Raw genomic sequence first — 25,783 nt, forward strand, 5'->3', positions numbered from 1 at the left:
CTATGCGTCCCGACAAAAAAAATCTGGCAACGCTATCGGTGGCTACTCTGGCTGTTCATGGCGGTAATGTCATTGACACCACTACGGGTGCGGTCCGTACTCCGCTGGTGATGGCCAACTCTTATCTGCTTCCGGATGACCCATCAACGATGGATTGGTCCAGTCCAGACGGCCTCGTGTACACACGAAATCAGGGTCATAACCAGGTGTGTCTGGAGAAAAAGCTTGCAGCGCTTGAAGGTGGTGAAGCGGCGGTTGCATTTGCTACTGGGGTGGCGGCACTCCATTCGATATTTTTCACCTTTTTGAAAAGCGGTGATCATATCCTTGTCAGCGATGTCACCTACGAGGCCGTCTGGCGTCTCTTTGCTGAGCTTCTTCCGGAGCGTTATGGCATTGAAGCCTCATTTGTCGATATGGGTGATTTGGAGGCGGTTCGGCAAGCGATCCGGCCTAATACCAAATTGATCCATACCGAGACCATTGCAAACCCGACGACAAAAGTGGCCGATATCGCCGCGATCGTTGAGATCGCTCATGCGCATGGGGCACTGGCTTCCATTGATGCAACCTTTACCCCCCCTCCATTTTTCCAGGCCATCAAGCATGGCGCAGACCTGGTCGTCCACTCCCTGACCAAATACATCAACGGTCACGGAGACTCTATGGGCGGGGTGGTTATCGGTTCCACCGAGCTGATCACTAAAATCAAGCATGACGCTCTTGTTGATCTCGGTGCGATCATCTCTCCGTTCAACGCCTGGATGATCATGCGTGGCTCTGTCACGTTGCCTCTGCGATTGAAGCAGCATCTGAGTTCAGCCGAAAAACTGGCTGCATTTCTCGCGTCCGATGAACGTATTGCCTACGTGTACTATCCTGGGCTGCCATCCCATCCACAGCATGAGTTAGCCCGTCGGCAGTTCGCGGGCCGCGGCTACGGAGCCATGATGGCATTTGCTGTCAAAGGCGATCCAGATACCCAGAATCGGTTTGTTTCGAATCTGCGGATCATCACGTCTGCGGTATCGCTAGGGCATGATGAATCTCTGATCGTTCATGTGGGGGCAGAAGGTCGAGGCGGCTTTGACAAGTACCCTGAAGAGTTCCGCACCTACGGCCACCTTCGGTTTTCGGTTGGGCTCGAGGATCCGGATGACTTGATCAAAGATATTTCCATCGCCTTGGACGAGACATTCAACTGATTTGAGCGCCCATGCTGAGGCACCCCTCAAGCTGCGGGCTTCAGTTTGAGGTGTGACGCATCGCTGAAACATGGGTCTTTACGGTTAACCCTCTTTTGCCCCCCCGTACCAGGGGGCTTTTTTTAGAAGTTGATGGGTTCACATCATCTGATCCGCACAAGAGGGGGGGTCAACGCGCTAAATGCTAAATCCGTCCGGGCTGCGCTGGACTTTGTCATTGGAGGGCCATACATGGCTTGGGTGTGTTTGATTTTTGCGGGATTACTTGAGGTTGTTTGGGCTTTTTCGATGAAACAATCTGAAGGCATGACGAAGCTAGGACCTACTATCGTTACCTTGGTGATGGTAATAGCCAGCTTTGCCCTTCTGTCGTTTTCGATGAAAAGCCTGCCGCTTGGCACGGCCTATACAATCTGGACGGGCATTGGTGCAGTCGGTGCGTTTGCCGTCGGTATAATGCTGTTGGGCGAGCCAGCCAGCCTTATGCGTGTTGTCGCTGCTGTTTTAATCATCAGCGGTCTTGTGATGATGAAGCTGGCTTCAGCTTAAGGTTCTTCGTGGCCGATTGAATTTCGTATTTCCAGCATATGATCAGCCGTTGAAAAGGCGACGTTCTTGCTGATCGCCCCTCCTAAGCGTAAACCGACTCTCGGTGTCTCAAGGGGCAGAAATATCGCTGGTTTTCTCTAGGTCAAGCGTGAATCAGCTAGATAAAAGTTGGTCGCGGGAGTATGTTATCAAGGGCATGAATGAGGGTGGTCTTATGCATGTGCGGTATAAGATTATTCAAAAAAACTTCCTTTGAGTAATTTAAATGCTCGCGGCGCTTAAGCAATATCCGTTGTCGGTAAAACATCTGTTTCTCGGTTCCTTCCTTCTGTCTTTGGGACGCGCGATCTCATTACCCTTCCTGGTTATTTATCTATCGTCGGCTTTTAAGTTGAGGGTCGGAGACATCGGGCTGATGGTCGGAGGGGCCATCTTTCTTGGGTCACTGTTAAGCCTATATGGCGGCTACTTGACCGATCATTTATCAGGTTTCAAGCTCATTCTCAGCTATACCGCATTTTTCATTGCGGGCTTTATTGGCATGTGCCTCACTGACACGATAGCCATATTTTTTATCTTTCTTGTGGCTTTCAACTTTGCCTACTCGGTGATCGATGTCGCGATGAAGGCGGCTTTTGGCAGAATATTACCTGCGCAGGAACAAACACGTGCATTTTCCATTCGCTACACGATAACGAATATCAGCCATGCCGTGGGTCCATTTGCGGGGGCATGGTTGGCACAGTTGGAACTCAAAATTCCTTTTGTTACATCCGCTATGTTAGGTATTTGTTTTTTCTTGATTTACTGGCGCTACGGTGATCGAACAGCGGGTTGGAGCATACCCGAAAGCACACCCGCCTCATTTTTTTCGGTGGTTAAAGTGCTTCTGGATGATCGTCGTTTGGTTTATTTTACGCTGGGTGGAGTCCTTTGTTCCGTGGTGCTCGGCCAGTTTACGGCCTACCTCTCGCAGTATTTAGTCGCGACCCAAACCCCAGGTTTTGCCTATGAAGTTATCAGTACCGTGTTAGCGGTCAATGCCACTGTGGTAGTGGTTCTGCAGTACGTGATTGGTCGACGTATTGAGGAGCAGCACCTCGATACATGGCTCATTATTGGGCTGGTTCTTTTTTTGGTCGGAGTCGTCGGCTTTTCGATGTCCAATGCGGTCGTGCATTGGGCACTGGCGATGGCCGTATTCACGCTGGGTGAGATCATCATCTTTCCTGTGGAATACATGTTCATTGACCGCATTTCGCCATTGGCTCTACGAGGGATATATTACGGTGCCCAAAATCTTTCTAATCTCGGGGGCGCATTAGGGCCTGTACTGTGTGGCTGGGTCTTGTCGAGCCTACCGCCAGTTTCGATGTTCGTGATGCTGGGTGTGTGTATTGTGGTCGGCGGATTTTTCTATCGCGTGGGATCTTCGATATCACGATCAGTGAAGGCGTAAGTAAAAACACATCACGGGGCCGGGGCTTGCTGATGATGAGTACATTGCACTATCCAATGACGCCACCAGGACCCTTGAACCGTTAATAAAGACATCACAAAATAATTTCCAGTCAAGCAAAATGCTCTCTGTGGCGAGCGTTTTGCTCGCAACATTGATCGGTTTGCCATATTTGGGCTGGCCCCGCATTGGCGTAGTATTTCAGTACCCAAACATGAGCGCGAGGCGCTTGTCGTGACTAAATAAAAATAGGACACAATAGTCGGCACTGAAAATTAAAACAGTGCCTGCCAGCTGCCCGTGAATGGGTGAATTACTAATAAAAATGTGGCCGTCGTGTCACTGGCTAAAAGAGTTGCCAAACATACTACGGTCAAAGCTGTTAAATCGTTAACTGCCCTTAAATCAAACTACAATATCTAGGGATTCTCATATGATTTCGCTTCGAAAGCTCTCCATATTCGTACTTTTCCCACTGTGCGCGAATGTCGCGCTGGCCAAGGAATACAAAGAACTGCGGTTTGGCGTTGATGCCTCTTATGCACCGTTCGAGTCCAAAGCGGCTGACGGCAGCCTTACGGGGTTTGATATCGACCTGGGCAACGCAATCTGTGCCGAGCTGAAGGTCCAGTGCACATGGGTCGAGAGCGATTTCGACGGCACGATTCCGGGCCTGAAGGCCAACAAGTTCGACGGCGTGCTCTCTTCTATGACGGTGACCCCAGCCCGCGAGAAAGTCATCGATTTTTCGGCGGAGCTGTTCTCCGGTCCAACCTCTTACGTGTTCAAGAAAGGTTCTGGCCTGAGCGAAGAGGTCACTTTGCTGAAGGGCAAGACCGTAGGCTACTTGCAAGGAAGCATCCAGGAAGCCTACGCCAAAGCAGTTCTGGACAAGGCAGGCGTGAAAACCCAGGCCTATCAGAACCAGGATCAAGTGTATTACGACCTGACTTCCGGCCGTCTCGACGCAGCGATCCAGGACATGCTGCAAGCCAAACTGGGCTTTTTGAATTTGCCACAAGGCGCCGATTACGAAGTCAGCCAGCCAGTCGACAGCGAGTTGCTGCCAGCCAAAACAGCTATCGGTATCTCCAAGGGCAACAAGGACCTCAAGGTCTTTTTGGATAAAGGCATCCAGGCGTTACACAAAGATGGCACCTACGATTCGATCCAGAAGAAATACTTCGGTGATCTGAATCTCTACAGCGGCAAATAACGCCCTGGCGCCCGCTTTCAGGGTGGGCGCTTTTTTATCGCTATAGGTCCCTGAATCATGTTTGAAATACTGTTACAGACAATCGGGCTCTCCACGTACAGCTTGAAAGGGTTCGGTCCTCTGTTGCTGGAAGGCACTTGGATGACCGTCAAGTTATCGATACTGTCGCTGTTGTTGAGTGTCCTGCTCGGCCTGATCGGCGCCAGTGCCAAACTCTCCAGCGTCAAGCTGCTGCGGATCCCGGCTCAGATCTACACCACAATGATTCGCGGGGTGCCGGACCTGGTGCTGATGCTGCTGATCTTCTACAGCCTGCAAACCGGGCTGACCGTTATCACCGTGGCGCTGGATTGGGAATACATTGAGATCGATCCGTTCGCTGCCGGGATCATCACCTTGGGCTTTATCTACGGTGCCTATTTCACCGAGACCTTTCGCGGGGCGATGCTCGCTGTGCCCCGTGGGCAGATGGAAGCGGCCACTGCCTATGGCTTGAGCCGCGCTCAGCGTTTTCGTTACGTGGTCTTCCCGCAAATGATGCGCTTCGCTCTGCCGGGCATCGGAAATAACTGGATGGTGATCCTCAAGGCCACCGCGTTGGTATCGATCATCGGCCTGGCGGACTTGGTAAAGGCCGCTCAGGACGCCGGTAAAAGCACCTATCAACTGTTCTATTTTCTGGTGTTGGCGGCGCTGATCTATTTGGTGATTACCAGCGCTTCGAACTATGTCCTGCGCTGGCTCGAACGGCATTACGCGGCAGGTTCCCGGGAGGCTGTACGATGATTGAACTCTTGCAGGATTACTGGAAGCCTTTCCTCTATAGCGACGGCTACCACATCACCGGCCTGGCCATGACCCTGTGGTTGCTCAGTGCCTCGATCATCATTGGTTTTCTGGTGTCGATCCCGCTGTCCATTGCCCGGGTTTCATCCAAGTGTTGCGTGCGCTGGCCGGTACAGTTCTACACCTACCTATTTCGCGGTACGCCGCTCTATATCCAGTTGCTGATCTGCTACACCGGGATCTACAGCCTGGCTGCGGTCCGTGCACAACCGGTGCTAGATGCGTTCTTTCGCGATGCGATGAACTGCACCATCCTCGCGTTTGCCTTGAACACCTGCGCCTACACCACGGAGATTTTCGCCGGAGCGATTCGCAGCATGGCCCACGGCGAAGTCGAAGCCGCCAAGGCCTACGGCCTAACGGGCTGGAAGCTCTATGCCTACGTGATCATGCCGTCGGCGCTGCGCCGCTCGTTGCCGTACTACAGCAACGAAGTGATCCTGATGCTGCATTCGACCACGGTAGCCTTCACCGCAACCGTCCCGGACATCCTGAAAGTCGCTCGTGACGCCAACTCGGCGACCTTTTTGACCTTTCAATCGTTTGGTATTACCGCGCTGATCTATCTGATGGTCACCTTTGCGCTGGTCGGTCTGTTCCGCATCGCCGAACGTCGCTGGCTGGCTTTTCTTGGCCCGGCTCATTAGGACTTAGCGCTCCATATGGCCGCTCATCAGGCCACGGGCTTTGTCGCCGGTTGCGACGTCTACGCAGCGGCGACCCATTTTCCCTTAGAGGATGATTGCGCACATGTACAAATTGACTGTTGAAGAACTACATAAGAGTTACGATAGCCACGAAGTGCTCAAGGGCGTTTCTCTGAAGGCCAAAACCGGTGATGTGATCAGTCTGATCGGTGCCAGCGGCTCGGGCAAAAGTACCTTCCTGCGCTGCATCAACTTTCTCGAAACACCCAACGACGGTGCCATGAGCCTGGACGGCAAGCAGATTCGCATGGTCAAAGACCACCATGGTATGCGCGTGGCCGACGACGCCGAACTGCAACGATTGCGCACCCGTCTGGCCATGGTGTTCCAGCACTTCAACCTGTGGGGACACATGACCGTGCTGGAAAACATCACCCTGGCCCCGCGCCGGGTGCTGGGTGTTGGCAAGAAGGACGCAGAAGATCGCGCCCGACGTTATCTGGACAAGGTCGGCCTGCCGGCCCGTGTGGCGGATCAATACCCGGCGTTCCTTTCCGGCGGCCAGCAACAGCGGGTGGCGATTGCCCGTGCACTGGCCATGGAGCCGGAGATCCTCCTGTTCGACGAACCCACTTCGGCACTTGATCCGGAGCTTGTAGGGGAAGTCCTCAAAGTCATACAAAAGCTGACTGAGGAGGGGCGCACCATGCTGATGGTCACGCACGAAATGGGTTTTGCGCGACAGGTTTCCAGCCAGATACTGTTTTTACATCAAGGTCGAGTCGAGGAGCAGGGCGGGGCAGAAATTCTGGAAAACCCACACAGCGAACGCCTTCAACAATTCCTGTCTAATGGGCTGAAGTGAGAAAAACTGACAATGGATGCGAAGGGAAACAAGCCCAATGCTTCGCCGCCATTGGAGCGTATCGACACAGCGATCATTGATATATTGCGTCATAACGGGCGGATCACTTATGCGAAACTTGCGTCGCTGGTGCACCTAACGGTAAGGCCTTGCTAGCAGCGTATACGCAAGCTGGAAAAGCTAGGCGTGATTCGCGGCTATGGCGCGTTCATTGATGTGAAAAAGGTCTCACCGGGATTGTCGCTACTGGTGTTGGTCACCTTATCCAATCAGAGCGGGCGCACCGTACAAAAAGCCTTTGAAGCGAGCATCAGCATCTGTCCGCAAGTGCTCGAATGCCAATGTATCAGCGGCCCATTCGACTATAGCCTGCGCATGCGCTGCAAGGACATGGAGCATTACCGCGCGCTCACGTAAACTTGGTTGGAGAATGATGAACTATATATCAACAAGTTGGTTGCCTACCTTGAGCTGGATGTAGTTAAACACTCATCCATACACTACGACTAGCTGTCAAAAAGGGGGGCGGAGCAAAAAAACAGGACCACTCGGAGTGAGGGTAATGAACTTAGCTCTATGAGATGAGCCGATAAAGGCCTGAATTTCATCGATTAGCATTCAGCTGAGAAAATAACAACAATTTCTGACTCTCGGATAACTTGCCAATGACGCTCAACCTAAAGTTCAGCCACAAAGTGCTGTTCACCGCATCGCTCGTGGTCATTACAGCGTTTTCATTGTTTACCCTCTACAACGATTATTTTCAGCGCAACGCTATACGTACCAATCTGGAACGCCACCTTGAGGAAATGAGCAAGATCACGGCAAGCAGCGTCCAGGCCTGGCTGTCTGGACGTGTTCTGCTGGTAGACAGCATTGCTCAGACAATTGCCAACGACAATGCACCGGACAGTGTGGTGCGCCTGCTGGAACAGAAGTCTGTGCTTTCAACTTTTACCTTCACCTATCTTGGCGGTGCTGATGGCAGTTTTGCCATGCGTCCAAAAGACGAATTGCCCGCCGACTATGACCCACGTACACGGCCTTGGTACAAGGATGCCCTGGCTGCTGGTGGTACCACGCTGACTGAGCCATATCTGGATGCATCCACCGGCCAACTAATGATGACCATCGCTACCCCGATTCGCCATGAAAACCAACCGCTCGGCGTGGTCGGTGGCGATCTGACTCTGGATACATTGGCGAAAATTGTCAGCTCACTCGACCTTGGGGGTATCGGTTATGCCTTCTTGGTCAGTGCCGATGGCAAGATACTCGCCCACCCGGATAAAGATCTGGTGATGAAGAATCTTAGCGATATCTACCCGCAGAACACTCCCACCATCAGCACCCGTTTTAGCGAGACCGAACAGGCCGGTGTGCCGAGTATTCTGATGTTTTCTCCGGTCAACGGCCTGCCATCGGTGAACTGGTATATCGGCCTGTCCATTGACAAGAAAAAAGCCTACGAGGCGTTAGGTGATTTTCGCGCTTCTGCCATTTTTGCCACTCTGATTGCTGTGCTAATCACGCTTCTTCTACTGGGCATGCTAATCCGCGTACTGATGCACCCTCTACGGTTAATGGGGAAAGCCATGCGCGACATCGCCCAGGGGGAGGGCGATCTGACCCGACGCTTGGACATGCATTCGCAGGACGAGTTTGGTGAATTGGCCCGGGACTTCAATCTCTTCGTGGAGCGTATCCATCACTCAATATGTGAGGTGTCTTCAGCGACCGAACAAGTCAATGAAGTGGCAAAGCGGGTGATGCTTTCCTCCAGCTCATCCATCGCAAACTCCGACGAACAGGCCAACAGAACCAGCAGCATCGCGGCAGCGATCAACGAGTTGGGTGCTGCCGCTCAGGAAATCGCCCGCAATGCCGGCGACGCCTCCCTTCAGGCGTCCGATGCGCGCCTTCAAGCTGAGGGCGGCCGCCAGGTGGTGGCTCAGACGATCAATGCCATGAACGAGCTGTCTGGGAAAATTCGTGCGTCCTGCAGCAACATTGAGACGCTGAACGGCAAGACGGTGAACATCGGCCGGATCCTTGAAGTGATCAAGGGTATCTCTGAACAGACCAACCTGCTGGCGCTGAACGCAGCTATTGAGGCGGCGCGGGCCGGTGAGGCCGGTCGCGGCTTTGCCGTGGTAGCGGATGAAGTACGCAGCCTCGCATACCGCACTCAGACATCAGCGCAGGAAATCCATGCGATGATCGAGGAGCTTCAGGTCGGCGCCCGCGAGGCGGTTCTGACCATGAGCGAGAGCGAGCGCTACAGTACGGATGGTGTGATTATCGCCAACCAGGCTGGCGAACGGCTCGGCAGTGTCACCCAGCGTATCGGCGAAATCGATGGCATAAACCAGTCAGTGGCTACTGCCACCGAAGAGCAGACAACCGTAATCGACTCGCTGAATATGGACATCACCGAGATCAAATCCCTCAACCAGACAGGCGTGGAGAACGTCCAGGCTACCTTGCGCGCCTGTGCCGACCTCGAACAACAGGCCAGTCGACTTAAGCATCTGGTGGACAGCTTCCGTACTTGAGGTGAGGGCATCGAAAGATGCGTCATTTGGCGCTCTTGTCAGATGCAATAGGAAAATCAGACACATTCACGTAACCGAGCGAGTTTATGCCGCTGACTATTTGCAGATTTCTCAGCCCAGTTTGAGCCGCCAGTTATCGACACTGGAGACACATGGAGCCGAACAGCTTGGATCCGGCTCATCATCGTCTGATTGCCGCCGTTGGTTTCCCGCTAAGTAGTGCAGCCGGCGAGCCGGTGACTGGAGCTGTCAATCGTATGGCCAGAAGTGGTCCCAAACCGAATTTTTAATCATCCGTTAAAAAGAAACTCGACCGGTAATGCATTTTTGCACTTCACCACCAACCCAGATGCTCTCGCCAATTTGTTCCACCTCAATTCGTCCGCGACGTCCTAAAGCAGTACCTTGACGGGCGACGTACCGTTTAGGCATCAGGCCGGCAGGAATTAGCCATTGGGCAAGGCTGGCATTGAGACTGCCAGTAACAGGATCTTCCGCGGACCTGTTGCCAATGAAGGCCCGCACTTCGATATCTGCTTTTGCATCTGGCCCGGTCCAGGGTGCAATGACGCCTACACTTAGCCCGCCCAGCGCTGCATAGTCTGGATGTATCGCCAATACTTCTTCACGCGATCGCAGCATTACGGCAACCCAGCCAGGGCCATTATCTGCCCACTGGCTCGCGAATACGCGGTCAGGCTGAACGCCCAACCCAGAGATGATGCGTTGTAAAACTTCGTCTTCAACCGCGCCTCCGCGTAGCAAGGGCGGCGCGGCAAAAGCCAGGCGAGAATCGTCGCATCGAATGCGAACTAAACCCGCACCGCACTCCTGAATGACTTCTTTGCCAGGCGGGAGACCATTATTCTCTAGCCACACATAACAGCTGCCCAAGGTAGGGTGACCAGCGAAAGGTAGTTCACGCGTTGGTGTGAAGATGCGTACCCGATAATCCGCCTCAGGACGGGTGGGCCGCATCAGGAATGTAGTCTCGCTAAGGTTTGTCCAACGTGCGAACGCGGCCATTTGTTCGGTGGTCAGTTCATCAGCGTCGCTTACGACTGCGAGGGCATTGCCTTCCAGGGGCTTACTAGCGAATACATCGACCTGGTGAAAATTAAGTGTATTGGGCATAAAGCTCTCGTAGGTCGGGCTGCCATTGGAAAGGTAACCCTAAGTAGATCGCAGGATCGTGTCCACATACTTAATTGATCAGGAATTAGGCACTGCGTGATGCCGTCCAGTTTTGCGGCAGCAACTCGGCAATCTTGCTTGCTCGCTGCATCGGTAGGTGCGTGAGTACCTCCCTCAAAAGGGAACGGTGCCGGCAGCCGCTTTGGTGAGGCAGCATTGCGCGAAATTTGGGTGTCTCGCTTTTTTTTTGCAAAAGAGCACCGCTGCAAGCGGGGTGCTCGATTCTTCGCAGACGGAAGGTTATCCCGAGATGCTGTGGTGACTGGGCGTGACATTGGGCAGGGAGTAGCGCGAGCCAGGGATGTCTAATGCATAACTGAATGGGGTACAGGCGGGCAGGTCGAGATGATCGTTTAGCAAGGTGCCTATCGTTCCGGACCCATAAGCAACGAGATGCCGAGCGTCACAAACTCCAGGTTGTCCTCGATGGTGCTCAGTGCCCCGCGTACGCTCCCGCCGACATCTGTCGATCCGCGCTGCTCAACCCACAGCACAACACTCCATGATGGCAGCCTCTAGGGCGATCTGATTTTCGTTGAGCTTGAAGAGCAGGGAAGGGAGAAGATCTTTGTCTGCCATCGGTTAATCCTCCATTGAAAGAGGAAAGCGTAGCAGCAAACAACAAAAAGCCCGCGTGTGGGCGGGCTCTGTGCCGATGGTGCCAAGTCCTTTTGGCCCGCTCAATCTGAGCTAAATTCTGTGAGTAATTCGTGAAAAGGATGTCGTAGATACGAAAGGCCCGGCGCTGGGCCAGGCTTCAGATTTTCATCTGCTCAAACTTGCCCGGAACTGAGAATTTCCACGGAGCTCGGTGCGCCATCCCTCCGAATCCGTGCGCCACGCCATCTAATCGGCCTTCCCCCGAACAACCCTTCCAGCCTTCACCTCATCCGCATACCCATTCAGCTTCTCCTCGCCTGCAATGAATATCACGCACATGCGAAACACAGCCTGAGCGTCCGACCCATTCCCGGCTAGGTTAAGGCGCTCAGCGATCCGCATCAGCTCGACGGCTGACCACTTCAGATCGGAGGCGACACCCTGTAGGTCGCGCTTCATGTCTAGTTCTGGTTTGCTCAATTCCATGATTTACTCCTATAAATCTCCTTCGCACAGATTGCTATTGGATGCCGGCCCTGACGACGATGCCAATATCGATCTCTTTCGCATACGCCCGTATCGCGTCTTCGGCGTCGTTGAGGCCCCGGACCATCTCTAAAATCTTTTTTGCCTAATCCTCAATACCGGCATCGCTCAATCGAACCACGATACCCAGCAGGTCGACCGACGCAGCTTGGCGATCATCATTTTCAAGCGCTCAATCTCTGCCCGCTGGGCAGAGACCAGAGCCTTCAAGGCTTGAAGATCGTTAGGCAGGGAGTCGGTCGCGAGAGTCATGACCGAATGTTACTTGGGATTTTTTCAGCGTGGCAAGTCAGACCGCGAGGACGGGTGCTGCACGAATTGGCCTGCGCCAATCAATGCCTTCCAACAGCATCGACAACTGTGCAGCCGTCAGCGACACGCTGCCGCTGGTTGCTTGCGGCCAGACGAAGCGCCCTTGTTCCAGCCGTTTGCAAAACAGGCACAACCCGTCGCCGTCCCACCACAGCAATTTGATCCGGTCACCGCGCCGTCCGCGAAAGGCGAAAGGCGAAAATCTGACCGGAGAACGGATCGGCTTCAAGCTGAGTCTGCACCAGTGCAGCTAAACCGTCGAAGCCACGGCGCATGTCCGTGACACCGGCGGCGATCCAGATGCGGGTTCCAGCGGGTGGAGCAATCATCGCAATAACTGCTGCAAGATGAGTTGCAGGGTCTGCGGGTCAGGCGTGCCAGTGATGCGCAGCTTGGCTTTTCCCGCCTCAACAACGATCACTTAATGACACTCTGGCGCTGACTGAATGACTTGCGGTAAATCTATTGGCGCCTCGATTACCTGAACAGGCAAAAGCGTTGCACTCTGGCTGACCGGGCCGAACAAGCCCTCTTGATATTGCTGCCGCCAGCGAAAGACCAGGTTGGCATTGACGTCATGTTCGCGAGCGATCAACGACACGGAGGCGCCAGACTGGAACGTGGCTTCGACAACTTTGCGTTTGAACTCTGGCGGGAAGTTGGGGCGGCGACCGGGTCGACGGGCTGGGGCAATGATATCCAAGATAGCGTCCACTAAAAAATGATGGACACTATTTTTGCTAATTTTGGAGGCTCTCAGGAGTGGGTACTGGCCGGACGGTTACTATCTCTCTCGGCACCTATCCTGAAGTTGGTTTGCGGGATGCACGAGTTCGACTCGTCCTTAAGCAAGGCATCAGTGAGGAGACAGCTCAGGAGATTCCTGTGCTGAGGGAGACGTGCTGGTCCGAGGGGGCTCATTTGCCCATCGACAGGTTGTGATAGCACACTGGTCTGGTCAGTCATAGGAGGCCAGGCCATGAGCGCATCAAGGTATTTCTTTGTTCGCATCGACGATAAAGAGATTCAAGGGTGGGTTGCGTCGGAAGGTCGTTCGTATCGCGCCTATGCGGACTTTCGAGGAACGTAACTCATTGTCCGTACCAGCACAGAGTCGGGAGCCATCGACAAATGGCGTGAAGTCGTCAACCGCCGTGCCAACGAATAGAAAAAGCCTGTCATCGGCTGGGTTAGTGTTTTTTGCCAAGTGGCGCTATAATTTTGCCATATGGCAGAGGAAGAGAAACCATGATTCCTGAAAGCAAAGCACCTCACCCAGTAACGCACGACCCCGCCCGGCCGCTGCAGTTACTGTTCGGCGATGGCAAAAAACTCAAGGCCACCAGCGCGTTTGAGCTCCACTCGATGATGGAGAAGGGCTTTCCGTCCGACCTGGTCATCACATTCGTCCAGTCGTATAGTCAGTTCCGTGACCATCAGGTGTTCGCCAAAATCATAGGTTTGTCCGACCGTACGGTACAGCGGCGCATCAAAAAGCCTGAGCCATTGACTGCTGAGCAGACAAACAGCACTTGGCGCTTGGCTACCGTGCTGAGCAAAGCCGAGGAGATTCTAGGTGATCGCCAGCAGGCAGTGAACTGGATGACGTCGCCAGCGATGGGCCTTGAAGGTAGAGCGCCTCTTGACCTGCTGACGACTCAAATGGGCTTCGAGCTGGTAGAGGACTTTCTCACCCGCATGGAATACGGGGTGTACTCCTGATGACGGTAGTGCCAGGGAATGGAGAGCTGTATCTGTGGCGACTTGATCAAGAGAGGCATGCTTCCACCTGGTCGTCGGGCATAGGCGCTGAAATAGCCGGCGGCCGGTGGAACTCCAAAGGCAACAAAGCAGTGTACTGCTCAGCGGATCCCTCGACAGCTATCCTGGAGGTGGCGGTCCACAAAGGATTCCAGGCACTGGATACCGTCCCCCACGTCCTGACATGCGTGCAGGTCATAGATTTCACGCAGGTGCACCAGGTGCTGCCGGAAACGGTACCGAATCCCAACTGGCTGTTTCCCGGTTCACCTGGGCGTGGCCAGCAGCAATATGGTGACAGCCTGCTTGCTCAATACCCCTTCATTCTGATCCCTTCGGCTGTATCCCGTCATAGCTGGAACGTGCTTATGAACCCTTCCGCAGCAGAAGGGCTATTTGAGCTAATCAGCCAGGAGCGTTTTGCTCTGGACACAAGACTCAATCCGCCCTAGCTCAGTTCTTGTAGCAAGAACCATGAGTAATCACCCTCCTCGAGCGCAGCCTTTAGGTCACGCTATACGCCCGTTGCGGTGGCTGTGATGCTATGAGGCAGGGTCTTTCATTCTCTGACAACTTTCATGTTGGATGCCTGGGTTTGCTTCATCCTCTCCCTAAGCTGGTTCGTGGTGCTAAGATGCCATTACTGTAAAGGGCTGCACGTAGGCTGAACCTGCGCGGCCAATACTTTCGAGGGACTGAGGAATGGGGTGGAAGGGAACCTTGCGTTCGATGCAAGCAGCTTCACGTAGAGCCGAGCGCGATGCTCAACGCAGGCACCCTGAGCTTGAACTCCGTCAAAAAGAATACGCAAAGATGGAAGCGCTCGAGCAGGCAGCCTACGAGGTAGAGGTCTACGACAATCAGATCGATGTTCTGCTGTCTGTGCATAAAGAATGTGGTGATGAGATCGACTGGCAGTCGTTCATTGATCGGGCTGAACCGAAAAAACCTGCATTCGCTGGTACTCGTGAATTGCATGCCACGACCCGAGAGCAAACGTATAAGCCTGGATTTTTTACGCGACTGCTCAAGCTCAAAGCACGTCAGCGAAAAAGCTTGGCTGCCAACATTGAGAAGAGCCGGCTTGAGGACACCAGACAGCATGAGGATGCTGTTGTGCAGTGGCAAGCTGAGCACGATACCTGGCAGGAAGAATACAACCTTGCGCATGGCGTTCTGAGCGGTAAAGGACAGCCGAAGCTGGACGCTATCAAGCTCCTCGACCCTTTTACGGACATCTCCTATCTGGGCACGGCCATCAAGTTTTCAACAGGGCACACGGGCCTCGTGGAAGCGAGCCTGAGCGTCCATGGCGTACACCTCATCCCCGCTGAGATAAAATCCTTGCTACAGAGCGGAAAGCTCTCAACAAAGAAGATGCCCGCAGGCAAGTACAACGAGCTTCTGCAAGACTATGTGTGCAGCTGCGTTCTGAGGGTAGGGCGAGAACTTTTGTCGATTCTCCCGGATAATCTGGTCATTGTGACGGCAGTCGACGATGTGCTGAATTCGGCTACGGGACATATTGAAGAGTTGCCCATACTCAGTGTCGCGGTCTCCAGGCGTACGTTAGAAACATTGAATATGGAGTCGATCGATCCTTCCGATTCCATGAAAAATTTCGTGCACAACATGTCCTTTAAAAAGACGTCTGGTTTCCTCCCTGTTCAAACACTCGATGCGCGGCAGTTCCTCACTCGCGCTTAACGGATGGACGGTACCGGCGATAGGCCTTCGCGAAGGCAAAATCAACGGACTCGCTTCTGGGTCCCATTATAAGATGGCGATCATTTCCGGCGCTTACTTGCCGCGTTGAGCCGACTCATGATGCTCCGCGTTCATATGCGCCACCATTGGCAGGATAGGGGAAGCACATGGACGAGGCTGCAGAAGTCGCGGTTGAGGTAGAGCGCGTCAAAGTTGTTCGCATTCATTGCACCGTCGTTGCAAAGCTTAATCTCGCGGATTACCAGAATGCCGTCCCGGTCATTCGGGAGCTACGAATCGTTAACGAGACCGCTACCAAGTACAACGACTTGGTACTGACTCTGACGGCCTACCCCGAAGTTTTCAAACCTAAGACCTGGCGGATCGACGCGCTGATTCCCGATGCGTTCATGCCTATTCCTGGTCATGACCTCGCACTGGACGGCGCCTTACTGGGGCGCCTCACCGAGTCAGAAAACGCCACACTCACCTACACCCTGACCGCTGCGGATCTATCAGTTGAAGGTGGCCAAGTTGAGATTGCCCGCCAGGAATTGGCATTGGAATTGTTGCCTCGTAACCACTGGGGCGGTCTTTCCCATCTCCCTGATATGACCGCGGCTTTTGTGCAGCCGAATGATCTCGCAGTAGAGCGGTTGCTTAAGCAGACTGCTGACGTATTGCGTAAAAGCGAGAAGAACCCGGCTCTGGATGGATACGTCGGTGGTGCGAAGCGCGCATGGGAGCTGACGTCTGCCATTTGGGCCGCTGTAGCACGTATGAAGCTGGATTACGCACTTCCGCCGGCCAGTTTCGAGCAATCCGGGCAGAAGGTGCGCAGTCCCAGCCACGTCACCGAGCATGGTCTGGCAACCTGCTTCGATCTAGCCTTGTTCTTCTGCGCGGCGATAGAACAGGCTGGCCTCAACCCTGTCCTTGTCTTTACCAAGGGGCATGCCTTTGCCGGCGTATGGCTTAAAGCCGAAGAGTTTTCCACCACTGTCGTCGACGACATCACGGCCGTGCGCAAGCGCATCAAGCTCAAAGAGCTGATGTTGTTCGAGACAACGTTCGCGACTCAACACCCGGTACCGTCCTTTACTTACGCAACTGATCGTGGCGAGCAACTACTTGCAGAAGGGCAGGACGGCAATTTCCACCTGCTGCTCGATATTCGTAGGGCGCGTCTTCAACGTATCAAGCCTTTGGCCAGCGCTGAAGCTCAAGTCTCTAAGCTTCCAACAGACGATGATGTTGCCGGTGGGTCAGAGCTGTTGGTCGGTAATGCACCGAATCTGCCTGATGAATCTGTGCCTGTGGAGATTGATGCGCGACTGCTCGATCCGAAAGATCGTCTCGGACGGTGGCAGCGCAAGCTACTGGACTTGTCGCTTCGTAATAACCTCCTCAATTTCAAAGCAGGGAAAAAGTCGCTCAAGCTGGAGTCTCCAGATCCCTCTGCTCTGGAGGACATCCTGGCGAGTGGCCAATCGCTGAAGCTGCTGACTCGTCCCGACTTGATGGATGGAGCTGATCCACGAGATCAGGCGCTGTATGAGTTGCGTGAAAGAGAAGATGTTCGTCGCCTTCACGCTCTGGATGCCTTGAAGCGGCGCGAGGTGTTTGTCGGCCTGTCCAGTGCCGAGATGGATGCCCGCCTTACTGAGCTCTTCCGCGGAGCTCGTACCGCCTTGCAAGAGGGCGGTTCCAATACCCTTTACCTTGCCCTGGGGTTTCTAAGCTGGGAGCGCGAAGACAAAGGTGGGCAGAAGTATCGCGCGCCGCTTGTTCTGATCCCTGTGACGCTGGAGCGCAAGAGTGCGCGCTCTGGTTTTTCAATGGTGCTGCATGACGATGAGCCGCGGTTTAACCCGACGCTAATCGAAATGCTTCGCCAGGACTTCGAATTAAGTCTCGGAGCACTTGAAACAGAACTTCCTCGAGATGATTCCGGATTGGATATTGATGCTATCTGGAAAGCGGTGGGGCGCGCGGTAAAGGAAATTGCGGGCTGGGAGGTCGTCGAGGACGTCGTACTGTCGATGTTCTCCTTCGCGAAATACTTGATGTGGAAAGACCTTACGGAAAACGCCGAGGCGCTTCGAGAGAGTCCGGTAGTCCGTCACCTCCTGGACACTCCACGAGATGGCTTCGTATCCGACATCGCATTTCCCGAAGACCGACGCCTGGACATCGACTTCAATCCACGTGAGGTTTTCTGCCCGTTGCCATCGGACTCCTCTCAATTGTCCGCGGTCATGGCGGCTTCGAAAGGCAAGGACTTCGTACTGATCGGCCCCCCAGGAACAGGTAAGAGCCAAACTATTGCTAACCTCATCGCGCAGTCTATAGCGCAGGGTAGGCGGGTGCTTTTCGTCTCTGAAAAGATTGCGGCGCTGGATGTGGTTTACCGGCGGCTGCGCGAAGTTGGCTTGGGTGAGTTCTGTCTGGAAGTACATTCGAGTAAGGCGCGCAAAATCGACGTTCTGGCCCAGCTGCAGTCAGCCTGGGAAGCCAAGGGCGTGGTGGACTCAGTTACCTGGCATGCTGAAGCAGATCGCCTGCAGTCACTACGTGACGGTTTGAACACCTATGTAGAGCGATTGCATCAACGGTACGCGAATGGATACAGCATTTTTCACGCAATAGGCGTTGTTTGCAGTGGCGAAGACATTGCTCCGATGAATATGTCCTGGTCATCGCCTCACGCGCATTCCCGTGAAAACCTGATTGCATTTCGAGAGCTGTCTGATCGTCTAGAGGTGAACGCGCAAGCCATCGGGTATGACGCGCTGTCGACCCATTCGCTGGGTCCGGTTGGCCAAGGAGAATGGTCACCTTCATGGCAGCAACAGCTGATACAGGCTGCGCGAGAAGTGCTACCTGCGGTGCTGGCAGCCATTAGGGCTGCAGAGAAGTTCATCGCGGCCACGAGTCTGCCAGCGGCCAGTTTGGTGCCTTCGGTCTGCAATGGCCTTTCGCTCCTCTCGTCAACGTTGCCGTGTGCGGCTGGTCATGATTGGAGGTTTGTGTTGCGTCCAGACGGACGCACGATTGCACAACGACTTACCGAGGGCTGTGAGCTGGTGGAGAAGCATCGAGAACTCTGCCGACAGCTTTCACCTGTGTGGGCCACCTCGACTGTCAGCGCTGTTGAAAAAGGGATGAGCCTATTGGTGCGGCGCGCAGTCTTGATTTCGGAGCTCAGCCCCATTTGGCCAATGCAGACATTTGAGACGTTGAGCCAGGCGATAGAAATGCTCGAGCGTATCGCTGAACTCACCCAAGAGCTTTCCGCGCCCTATACCGATTCCATCGAAAAGCTGGATGTCCGAGAGTTGCTGGCCGACTGGCAGAATGCTGAACAGTCGTTTTGGCCAAAATCCTGGATGGGCACTCGTAAGGTCACTGGGGTTCTCGCTGCGGTTACCACTGGAGACGCAGAACCTGATGTCGCCAAAGACCTGATTAACTGGACTGAGATTCGAGATCTGCGCGACAAGCTCAACGCGTTGGAGCTGGGTGATCATTGTTCCCCAGTCTGGAACGGCTCGACGTCAGTCGCATCGCATTTGAAGGCTGCCATTCAGCTATGCCAAGCAATGCTTTGTCTGACTTCGAACGAGCCTTGGACTGATGCAGGATTTGATGTGGTCGCAGAAGGGCTTTGCGGCGAGCAGTTGAAATCAGATCTTGCTCGTATGCGCTCTGTTGTCCAGCTAGACCGGGAGCTTGCGCCCCTCCATAACCTGGGTGAACTTACCGAGGGATTGTGGGCCGGGCTTAATACCAAGCCTGAACCGATGAATGCGGCAATAGCCTTTCAAACGGTGCGACGTCCTGTGGTCGAACAGGGTGGTCTTGATGACGACCACGACTTGGTGGCGATGGGTCGATGCGGCAAGACGATGCAGGCGGATTTCGCCGTGCTTCAACAGCGCCGCATCGTAGAGAAAGCGCTGTCGGAATTTGACGATCTGGGGGAGGCCACTGCAGGACTCTGGGCAGGCTTGAAAATCAAAGTGGACAAGGTTGCGACTGCGGTAGTGTTCCAAGGACAACTAGCGTCCGCGCTCGCTCAGCTCGCCACAACACCCGAACTGATCTCCGCGTATCGAAGACCAATCCAGGCATTGCTGGGTGATGCTAATGCGTTGCTGGAACCGGAGGGTATGGTTTGCCAAACCGGCACCGAGCTACGCCAACGCTTTGAGTCGCTGCGTCAGCGTGTGGATGCGCTGGCTACAGCTGGGCACTTCACTGAATCAGGACAAGCCGATATCCAGCAGTTGGCCTTGGATGCATTGCTGCAGCGCTGCGAAGCCATCATCAGATCTGAGCATGGACTTCGCGCCTGGTGTGCATGGCGTAAAGCTCGAGAAGAGGCTTCAGTGGCTGGACTGTCGAGCCTTGTTCAAGCGATGGAAGCTGGACATGTAAACGCAGGCGAAATCCGCCGATCATTTGAAACCAACTACGCTCGGTGGTGGTTGAATGCAGTAGTGGACAACGAACCGGTCATTCGTGCTTTTGTAAGCGTTGAGCATGAGCAGCGTATTCGGGATTTCAGGGCGCTGGATGATCGTTTCACCGCGTTGACCCGTGACTGGCTGCGCGCACGTCTTTGTGCGGATCTACCTAATCCTGAGAGCGTCACGCGCTCCTCGGAGTGGGGGGTGCTGCGGTATGAGATGGGCAAGAAGAGCCGTCATTTGCCGCTTCGTGAGTTGATGTCCAAGATTCCAGAAGCGTTGACGAAGCTAACCCCGTGCATGCTGATGAGTCCGTTATCCATTGCGCAATACCTGGCGCCTGGCGCGAGCGCATTCGACCTGGTCATTTTCGATGAGGCCTCTCAGATTCCCGTCTGGGACGCCGTGGGTGCGATGGCCCGTGGTCGGCAGGTTGTGATGGTTGGCGACCCGAAACAGCTTCCACCAACGTCATTCTTTGATCGTGCAGAATCAACTGCCGATGAAGAGGACGTTGAACCCGATCTTGAGAGCATTCTTGACGAGTGCATCAGTGCGAATCTTCCGACTCGTCACCTTAACTGGCACTACCGCAGTCGCCATGAAAGCTTGATTGCGTTCTCGAACCAACGGTATTACGAGTCGAAGCTAGTAACGTTTCCCTCACCAGTGACAAATGATCGAGCCGTGAAGCTTTATGAAGTTCCAGGCGTCTATTCGAAGGGGGGGGCTAGAACCAATCTGATCGAGGCACGTGCAGTTGTCGCCGATGTGGTTGCCCGCTTGCGTTCGCCTGGTTTCCGGGAAAGCAAGCTGACCATTGGGGTGGTGACATTCAACGGAGAGCAACAGAAGCTGATTGAAGATCTGTTGGACGAAGCGCGCCGTAACGAGCCTGCTCTTGAAGCTTACTTTGCCGATACCGAGCTTGAGCCTTTGTTCGTGAAGAACCTTGAGAGTGTTCAAGGCGACGAGCGCGACATCATCTACTTCTCGATCACATACGGTCGTGATGCCGCTGGCGTCGTGGCAATGAATTTTGGCCCCGTCAATCGGCCGGGTGGTGAGCGGCGCCTGAACGTTGCCGTGACCAGGGCAAGGCATGAACTCTGTGTTTTCGCCAGTTTGAAGCCAGAACAGATAGATCTGGCACGAACCCAATCCATTGGTGTTCGTGATCTCAAGCACTTCCTTGAGTTTGCCCAGCGTGGGCCTCGAGCATTGGCTGAGGCGGTCACAGGCAGTGTGGGCGGCTTCGATAGTCCTTTCGAAGAAGCTGTCGCGGCGGCACTTACAAGCCGCGGATGGCAGGTGCATACCCAGGTGGGCGTCTCGGCATTCAGAATTGATTTGGGAGTAGTCGATCCTGATGCACCTGGTCGCTACCTGGCCGGTGTGGAGTGCGATGGCGCTACCTACCATCGCAGTGCGACGGCGCGAGACAGAGACAAGCTGCGCGAGCACGTACTGCGCGGGCTTGGTTGGCAGATTCTGCGGATCTGGTCTACTGATTGGTGGATAAATGCTGTTGGCACAGCCGACCTTGTACACAAGCGCCTGACTGATCTACTCATCACCAGCCGTACTCAGCGCGCTGAGCAAGAGGCTCGAGAGGAGGCCACTCGCCAGTTAGCGGATGCTTCGGTAACGCATGCTATAGAGGTCATCGAAGAGGTCGGAGGCGTAGCCACGGATCTGCCTACAGAGAAGGGCGCAAATGATGATCGTGGTGCGTTTTTAAATCAGCAGTACGCGGCAGTCGCCTCTGCCTCTCACGTGATGAGCGGTGAGACCTTGCTGCCTCAGTCTCAGATCGAGGTGGCTTACTACCGCGAGTCTGATCCTGCCTCAAGTGTCCCGGGCGTGGATCCTGATGCTTTCTTTGATGCAGATTACTCAGGAACTTTGGAAGCGCTCATTGTTCATGTGATCAACGAGGAAGGCCCGATTCTTGATGTAATACTCGCTCGGCGAATCGCCCGAGCGCATGGATGGGTACGCACCGGTTCGAAGATCCGTGAAAGGGTGATGAGCGTAGCGCAAAAGACTCACCGCACAACTGAAGAAGACATTGGAGAGTTCTACTGGCCGAAACATCTTCCCGATCTTTCGTCCATAATCTGTCGGCGGCCAAGCGATGAAGGGAGCGTCCGATCGGTTGATGAAATCAGTATCGCTGAGCTGGCAGCGCTCACTAGAGAACTACTCGCCAAAGGCAAAGCAGGAGAGGCATTGATCCATGCGATGGCTCGGGAATTGGGGCTTCAGAAATTGACGGCATCGAGTCGGTTGAGGCTCGAAAAAGCCAGCGAAGTTGCCCTCACCGGCTAAAACATTTTCAACGTCCCCGAGGCGGTCATATTGACGGCTGATCCGGGGGTAAGCTTCGCCGGCATGGGCACACATTTTCAGCCGGCACAAGATAATGTGTCCTTGTAGGGGGGGCGGACGAGGCATGGTAGTAGCGTGGCTTGGAGTCATCCCCTTTTTTGCTCTTGATGCTCCTTTACAATAAGTCCAGAATTGAGTCAGTTCCTGCTTCAGGAATAAAAGAAACCCCTTAGATTTCAATGGGTCGGACGCCAGATGCGAGTCTCGTTTCCCGCTCCAAAATTTAGCTTGTGAGCTTCACTGAAGTTCATAAGTTGTAGAAAAACACTTGAGTCCAGCGCTCTCCAGTATTCCGAAAAGCGTCGTAAGCAGCAGCGCCGTGCTGTTCACTTTGCGGCAGAGCATACCTTCGAAGCGATGTTCAATCAGTGGGTCGAGTTTCGCAGGCTGAGCTTGAAGGAAGGCCGTCAGAGCACCCTCTCGCAAATCTTGAGAGTCTTCAATAAAGACATCCTGCCATCGCTTGATGGGCGGTCCGTCTACGATATCAATCGTCACGATCTGCTGGTGAAGGTAGAGGGGCTTGAACAGAGTCCAGCCTCGGACCTTGATGTTGTAGCACTTCCCAACCCCCCCGGTTGCGCACAATGGTAATCGTGGCCAGCGCATTCCCGGTGTGCAGTGCCCTAGGCTCAAGTTGAAGTGCTGTCGTCGAGCGGCGACAACGGATGTCACCGCTTGCTTGAGTGCTACTTACGAGCGCCGGTTGTCATCCGGGTTATCTGTTGTCGCGCGGGTTGTTTGCGGTTTGGGCGTAAAATAGCTGTGCTACCTCATCAAAAGGAGTCGCATATGATCGCCGACCAAATGAACAAACAGGCTGAAGAAACAACCGTTTGGGACCAGTATTTTTGTGCTGCTTTGATTGCGGAAAGCAATCTGTCGGCACCGACTGTCGGAGGCCCAAAATCGAATCACGAGGACAGACAGAACCTATTAGTTGAGAGGGCCAAAGTTCTCGCTGACAAGATGATGGAGAATAGAAAATAAACAGAGCCCAGCCATTGCGCTGGGCTTTTTACAGTGCGCCAGACATGGCGCGTTGCGCGCAGGCGCACCCCGTTTGGCTGTGGTGGCCACGCTGGTGACTTGGAGGTGAAAGTCGTCTACACACCCGGCAAGGGGAAGTATATCTGGCATCGCACCCGATATTCCGCCTTACCTCGTTAATTTTGAAATCCTATTCCACGCTCATTAATTGCAATCGTTAAAACACTCAGTGAAAAAGTCCTGATTTTCCGTTATGAGCTTAAAATCAATTGTTATAACTCAACGAAAACCCCTTCGGGCGCCATTAATTAAAGCCTTCATCATTCGCACTCTATCGTTATGATAAATAGTGATTAGGCGGATGTGCTTTTATGCCATTAAGATCTGTATGACAGTTTACCTGAATACAGGAGTTCTCCCGTGGCAATACAGATCAAACCCGTTGCTGGACGCATTGGTGCAGAACTGAGTGGTGTTAAGTTGGCCACTGCCATTACGGATGCAGAGTTTTTTGCTATCAATAATGCGCTGTTGAAATACAAAGTCCTGTTCTTTCGCGATCAGCATTTGAATGACGAGCAGCACGAACAATTTTCGCGTCTGTTTGGTGAGCAGGTTCCGCATCCCACGGTACGTTCGGCGGAGCAGGGCGAAGCGATTTTGCACCTGGACGCCAAAGAAACCCGCGCTAATTCCTGGCACACCGATGTCACGTTCGTAGCCAACTACCCTAAGGTTTCGATTTTACGTGGCGTGGTTATCCCACCGTATGGCGGCGATACCATATGGGCCAATACCGCCACTGCTTATGCCGATTTACCCCAGCCACTTAAACAGTTGGCCGACGGGTTACGGACCTTGCATACAAATCTTTATGACTATGTCGTACCCCGCAATACCAATGAGGCGGGTATTAAGCGGTATCGCGAGCAATTCACGGCTCAAGTGTATGAGACCGAACATCCCTTGGTGCACGTGCATCCAGAGACGGGTGAGCGAAACTTACTGCTTGGCCACTTCGTCAAGAATATTCAGGGTGTCAGCAGTCACGACTCCAAACAACTGATTCGTTTGTTTCACGACCGAATTACCCATGTCGACAATACCGTGCGCTGGCGCTGGCAGGCCGGTGATGTGGTGATCTGGGATAACCGCGCAACCCAACACATTGCGATTAATGATTATGGGGATGCCGAACGTATCGTGCGGCGTACCACGATCAGTGGCGACATCCCGGTGGGCGTCGATGGTCGCTTGAGTCAGGCCTTGAAACCGACACCAGAGACTCTTTCGCCCAGGACCGAAGCAGACAAAAAACATTTAGCCGCCTAAGGCAGTTTTATCAATCACAAGGATGGATCTGTATGCCTGCGCACAAGCAACCCTCACGTTTCAACAAAAGCCGAATCACCATCGCTTTGGCGGCACTTCTCACGTTGGCCCATGCCGATGCCGATGTGTTGCGCATAGGCGTTGCCTCCGCAGGTGGGGGCGATCCGGTGACGTTCAGCGGTTCGAGCCTGGGCATCGTGCGCAATCAACAGCTGTTGGAGAAGGTCTTCGCTGGCAGCGGCACTGAGGTTCAGTGGTTCTTCTTCAAAGGTGCCGGGCCGGCGGTCAACGAAGCGTTGTCCAACAAGCAGCTGGATTTCGCCTACGAAGGGGATCTGCCGCAAGTGGTTGGTCGTTCCAACGGACTGGACACGCGCTTGCTCGCCGCAGTCGGGGTGCGCTCCAAGATCTATGTTGCCGTGCCCAAGGGCTCGGACATCAAAACCCTGGAAGACCTGAAGGGTAAGACGGTCGCGATTTTTCGCGGCACTAACGGCCACTTAGTAGCGATCAACCTGCTGGGCGAACATGGGCTGACCGAGCGAGACCTGAAGGTGATTAACCTGGACACCGGCAGCAGCTTGGCAGCACTCGCTTCTAAAGGCGTGGATGCGGCGTTCGGTGGGCGCGAGTTGTTCAAGCTGCGCGATCAAGGGTTGATTGACATCATTTATGATAACTCCGCCGACGATGCTCGCTTTACCCGCCAGACCGCATTGGTGGTGCGCGGCGAATATGAAAAAGCGCACCCCGAAAACGTCCAGAAAGTCGTCGATACCGTGGTAGACGCCGCTCGTTGGGAGTCCGAAGAAAGCAACCGTAATGCGGTGCTGGCTGAATGGGCCAAGACCAACGAGCCGCTGGCCTCGATCGAGGCGGATTTTAACAACGTCAAGTTACGTAACAGTGCTTCGCCGTTGGTGGATCAATTCCTGGTCTCGCGGTACCAGGCGGTCGCCGATCAAGCCAAGGAAGAAAAACTGATTCGACGCCCGGTCAGCATCGAGGGCTGGTTCGAGACGAGTTATCTGGAAAAAGCGCTGAAAGCCAAAGGGCTGGAGAGTTACTGGTCCCGTTACGGCAGTGACGGCAAACAAGTAACCGTGAATACCGCCTCAACCGGCAACGGAGGTTAA

Annotated in this window: 21 protein-coding genes and 4 pseudogenes; 18 read left to right on the forward strand and 7 right to left on the reverse strand. The window is 54.1% G+C overall.

All coding sequences use genetic code 11. The features are described from left to right. Positions 1 to 2 precede the first annotated feature (2 nt). The 10 genes and pseudogenes from AC1MEE_RS08945 to AC1MEE_RS08990 all read left to right on the forward strand — a co-directional run bounded on the left by AC1MEE_RS08945 (position 3) and on the right by AC1MEE_RS08990 (position 9,342). Positions 3 to 1,205, forward strand: coding sequence for a trans-sulfuration enzyme family protein (locus tag AC1MEE_RS08945; protein ID WP_480414982.1), 1,203 nt, complete (start codon positions 3 to 5; stop codon positions 1,203 to 1,205). A gap of 231 nt (positions 1,206 to 1,436) precedes the next feature. Next, positions 1,437 to 1,754 carry a DMT family transporter gene (locus AC1MEE_RS08950; protein ID WP_480414984.1) on the forward strand — a complete coding sequence of 106 codons (318 nt, stop codon included), beginning with the start codon at positions 1,437 to 1,439 and terminating at the stop codon, positions 1,752 to 1,754. 265 nt (positions 1,755 to 2,019) lie between these two features. Further along, a complete protein-coding gene (locus AC1MEE_RS08955; RefSeq protein WP_480414985.1) occupies positions 2,020 to 3,213 on the forward strand; it encodes an MFS transporter in 1,194 nt (397 codons plus the stop codon). A 433-nt stretch (positions 3,214 to 3,646) separates the two neighbouring features. Beyond that, complete coding sequence (locus tag AC1MEE_RS08960) at positions 3,647 to 4,429, forward strand: transporter substrate-binding domain-containing protein (RefSeq protein ID WP_480414987.1); 783 nt, start codon at positions 3,647 to 3,649, stop codon at positions 4,427 to 4,429. A 57-nt stretch (positions 4,430 to 4,486) separates the two neighbouring features. Further along, positions 4,487 to 5,215, forward strand: a complete 729-nt coding sequence (locus AC1MEE_RS08965) for an ABC transporter permease (protein ID WP_480414988.1) — start codon at positions 4,487 to 4,489, stop codon at positions 5,213 to 5,215. Continuing rightward, complete coding sequence (locus AC1MEE_RS08970) at positions 5,212 to 5,922, forward strand: ABC transporter permease (protein WP_480414989.1); 711 nt, start codon at positions 5,212 to 5,214, stop codon at positions 5,920 to 5,922. Before AC1MEE_RS08965 ends, AC1MEE_RS08970 begins: the two co-directional genes overlap by 4 nt. Positions 5,923 to 6,025: 103 nt before the next feature. Next, on the forward strand, positions 6,026 to 6,787 hold the full coding sequence (locus tag AC1MEE_RS08975; protein WP_480414990.1) for an ABC transporter ATP-binding protein: 762 nt from the start codon (positions 6,026 to 6,028) through the stop codon (positions 6,785 to 6,787). Between the two features lie 12 nt (positions 6,788 to 6,799). Further along, positions 6,800 to 7,297 (forward strand): annotated as a pseudogene (locus AC1MEE_RS08980) (Lrp/AsnC family transcriptional regulator). 299 nt (positions 7,298 to 7,596) lie between these two features. After that, a pseudogene (locus AC1MEE_RS08985) lies at positions 7,597 to 8,484 on the forward strand (HAMP domain-containing protein); the annotation flags it as partial. A 72-nt stretch (positions 8,485 to 8,556) separates the two neighbouring features. Next, a complete protein-coding gene (locus AC1MEE_RS08990) occupies positions 8,557 to 9,342 on the forward strand; it encodes a methyl-accepting chemotaxis protein (protein ID WP_480416188.1) in 786 nt (261 codons plus the stop codon). A 297-nt stretch (positions 9,343 to 9,639) separates the two neighbouring features. Here the strand turns inward: AC1MEE_RS08990 and AC1MEE_RS08995 are convergent, their stop codons facing one another. The 7 genes and pseudogenes from AC1MEE_RS08995 to AC1MEE_RS09025 all read right to left on the reverse strand — a co-directional run bounded on the left by AC1MEE_RS08995 (position 9,640) and on the right by AC1MEE_RS09025 (position 12,697). After that, entirely contained in the window at positions 9,640 to 10,476 is an 837-nt protein-coding gene (locus tag AC1MEE_RS08995) for a PhzF family phenazine biosynthesis protein (protein ID WP_480414991.1), read from the reverse strand. A 425-nt stretch (positions 10,477 to 10,901) separates the two neighbouring features. Further along, positions 10,902 to 11,115 (reverse strand): annotated as a pseudogene (locus tag AC1MEE_RS09000) (hypothetical protein). Positions 11,116 to 11,382: 267 nt separating this feature from the next. Then, positions 11,383 to 11,622, reverse strand: a complete 240-nt coding sequence (locus AC1MEE_RS09005; protein WP_480414992.1) for a hypothetical protein — start codon at positions 11,620 to 11,622, stop codon at positions 11,383 to 11,385. A 168-nt stretch (positions 11,623 to 11,790) separates the two neighbouring features. Continuing rightward, on the reverse strand, positions 11,791 to 11,934 hold the full coding sequence (locus AC1MEE_RS09010) for a hypothetical protein (RefSeq protein WP_480416396.1): 144 nt from the start codon (positions 11,932 to 11,934) through the stop codon (positions 11,791 to 11,793). A 37-nt stretch (positions 11,935 to 11,971) separates the two neighbouring features. Beyond that, positions 11,972 to 12,223: an IS66 family insertion sequence element accessory protein TnpB gene (gene tnpB, locus AC1MEE_RS09015; protein ID WP_480414994.1), complete on the reverse strand. Its 252-nt coding sequence runs from the start codon at positions 12,221 to 12,223 to the stop codon at positions 11,972 to 11,974. Beyond that, positions 12,162 to 12,323, reverse strand: a complete 162-nt coding sequence (gene tnpB / locus AC1MEE_RS09020; RefSeq protein WP_480414995.1) for an IS66 family insertion sequence element accessory protein TnpB — start codon at positions 12,321 to 12,323, stop codon at positions 12,162 to 12,164. The genes tnpB (AC1MEE_RS09015) and tnpB (AC1MEE_RS09020) overlap by 62 nt, the downstream gene beginning before the upstream one ends. 92 nt (positions 12,324 to 12,415) lie before the next feature. Next, a complete protein-coding gene (locus AC1MEE_RS09025; RefSeq protein ID WP_480414996.1) occupies positions 12,416 to 12,697 on the reverse strand; it encodes a transposase in 282 nt (93 codons plus the stop codon). A 545-nt stretch (positions 12,698 to 13,242) separates the two neighbouring features. Here AC1MEE_RS09025 and parS point away from each other — a divergent pair. The 8 genes and pseudogenes from parS to AC1MEE_RS09065 all read left to right on the forward strand — a co-directional run bounded on the left by parS (position 13,243) and on the right by AC1MEE_RS09065 (position 25,783). Further along, positions 13,243 to 13,716, forward strand: coding sequence for a type II RES/Xre toxin-antitoxin system antitoxin (parS, locus tag AC1MEE_RS09030; protein WP_480414997.1), 474 nt, complete (start codon positions 13,243 to 13,245; stop codon positions 13,714 to 13,716). After that, on the forward strand, positions 13,716 to 14,207 hold the full coding sequence (locus AC1MEE_RS09035; protein WP_480414998.1) for an RES family NAD+ phosphorylase: 492 nt from the start codon (positions 13,716 to 13,718) through the stop codon (positions 14,205 to 14,207). The genes parS and AC1MEE_RS09035 overlap by 1 nt, the downstream gene beginning before the upstream one ends. Positions 14,208 to 14,484: 277 nt before the next feature. After that, positions 14,485 to 15,462, forward strand: coding sequence for a hypothetical protein (locus AC1MEE_RS09040; RefSeq protein WP_480416189.1), 978 nt, complete (start codon positions 14,485 to 14,487; stop codon positions 15,460 to 15,462). Between the two features lie 167 nt (positions 15,463 to 15,629). Then, the gene (locus AC1MEE_RS09045) at positions 15,630 to 22,265 is read left to right on the forward strand and encodes a DUF3320 domain-containing protein (RefSeq protein ID WP_480414999.1); all 6,636 of its coding nucleotides are present in this window, start codon (positions 15,630 to 15,632) and stop codon (positions 22,263 to 22,265) included. A 357-nt stretch (positions 22,266 to 22,622) separates the two neighbouring features. Next, a pseudogene (locus AC1MEE_RS09050) lies at positions 22,623 to 22,901 on the forward strand (tyrosine-type recombinase/integrase); the annotation flags it as partial. A 216-nt stretch (positions 22,902 to 23,117) separates the two neighbouring features. Next, positions 23,118 to 23,315 (forward strand): hypothetical protein, encoded by a 198-nt coding sequence (locus AC1MEE_RS09055; RefSeq protein WP_480415000.1) that lies wholly within the window; start codon positions 23,118 to 23,120, stop codon positions 23,313 to 23,315. A gap of 420 nt (positions 23,316 to 23,735) precedes the next feature. Beyond that, on the forward strand, positions 23,736 to 24,647 hold the full coding sequence (locus AC1MEE_RS09060; RefSeq protein ID WP_480415001.1) for a TauD/TfdA dioxygenase family protein: 912 nt from the start codon (positions 23,736 to 23,738) through the stop codon (positions 24,645 to 24,647). A 32-nt stretch (positions 24,648 to 24,679) separates the two neighbouring features. Continuing rightward, a complete protein-coding gene (locus tag AC1MEE_RS09065; protein WP_480415002.1) occupies positions 24,680 to 25,783 on the forward strand; it encodes an ABC transporter substrate-binding protein in 1,104 nt (367 codons plus the stop codon).

It is taken from the genome of Pseudomonas sp. ASL3, from assembly GCF_056680425.1.

What these genes read in the sequence shown, in the direction of transcription:
- AC1MEE_RS09005 (WP_480414992.1), bottom strand. Translation starts at nt 11,622, where the DNA reads ATGGAATTGAGCAAACCAGAACTAGACATGAAGCGCGACCTACAGGGT.
- AC1MEE_RS08965 (WP_480414988.1), top strand. Translation starts at nt 4,487, where the DNA reads ATGTTTGAAATACTGTTACAGACAATCGGGCTCTCCACGTACAGCTTG.
- tnpB (WP_480414995.1), bottom strand. Translation starts at nt 12,323, where the DNA reads ATGATTGCTCCACCCGCTGGAACCCGCATCTGGATCGCCGCCGGTGTC.
- AC1MEE_RS08945 (WP_480414982.1), top strand. Translation starts at nt 3, where the DNA reads ATGCGTCCCGACAAAAAAAATCTGGCAACGCTATCGGTGGCTACTCTG.
- AC1MEE_RS08970 (WP_480414989.1), top strand. Translation starts at nt 5,212, where the DNA reads ATGATTGAACTCTTGCAGGATTACTGGAAGCCTTTCCTCTATAGCGAC.
- AC1MEE_RS08950 (WP_480414984.1), top strand. Translation starts at nt 1,437, where the DNA reads ATGGCTTGGGTGTGTTTGATTTTTGCGGGATTACTTGAGGTTGTTTGG.
- AC1MEE_RS09040 (WP_480416189.1), top strand. Translation starts at nt 14,485, where the DNA reads ATGCAAGCAGCTTCACGTAGAGCCGAGCGCGATGCTCAACGCAGGCAC.
- AC1MEE_RS09035 (WP_480414998.1), top strand. Translation starts at nt 13,716, where the DNA reads ATGACGGTAGTGCCAGGGAATGGAGAGCTGTATCTGTGGCGACTTGAT.
- AC1MEE_RS09065 (WP_480415002.1), top strand. Translation starts at nt 24,680, where the DNA reads ATGCCTGCGCACAAGCAACCCTCACGTTTCAACAAAAGCCGAATCACC.
- AC1MEE_RS08955 (WP_480414985.1), top strand. Translation starts at nt 2,020, where the DNA reads ATGCTCGCGGCGCTTAAGCAATATCCGTTGTCGGTAAAACATCTGTTT.
- AC1MEE_RS08995 (WP_480414991.1), bottom strand. Translation starts at nt 10,476, where the DNA reads ATGCCCAATACACTTAATTTTCACCAGGTCGATGTATTCGCTAGTAAG.
- AC1MEE_RS08975 (WP_480414990.1), top strand. Translation starts at nt 6,026, where the DNA reads ATGTACAAATTGACTGTTGAAGAACTACATAAGAGTTACGATAGCCAC.
- AC1MEE_RS08960 (WP_480414987.1), top strand. Translation starts at nt 3,647, where the DNA reads ATGATTTCGCTTCGAAAGCTCTCCATATTCGTACTTTTCCCACTGTGC.
- AC1MEE_RS09055 (WP_480415000.1), top strand. Translation starts at nt 23,118, where the DNA reads ATGATCGCCGACCAAATGAACAAACAGGCTGAAGAAACAACCGTTTGG.
- AC1MEE_RS09010 (WP_480416396.1), bottom strand. Translation starts at nt 11,934, where the DNA reads ATGACTCTCGCGACCGACTCCCTGCCTAACGATCTTCAAGCCTTGAAG.
- parS (WP_480414997.1), top strand. Translation starts at nt 13,243, where the DNA reads ATGATTCCTGAAAGCAAAGCACCTCACCCAGTAACGCACGACCCCGCC.
- AC1MEE_RS09045 (WP_480414999.1), top strand. Translation starts at nt 15,630, where the DNA reads ATGGACGAGGCTGCAGAAGTCGCGGTTGAGGTAGAGCGCGTCAAAGTT.
- AC1MEE_RS08990 (WP_480416188.1), top strand. Translation starts at nt 8,557, where the DNA reads ATGCTTTCCTCCAGCTCATCCATCGCAAACTCCGACGAACAGGCCAAC.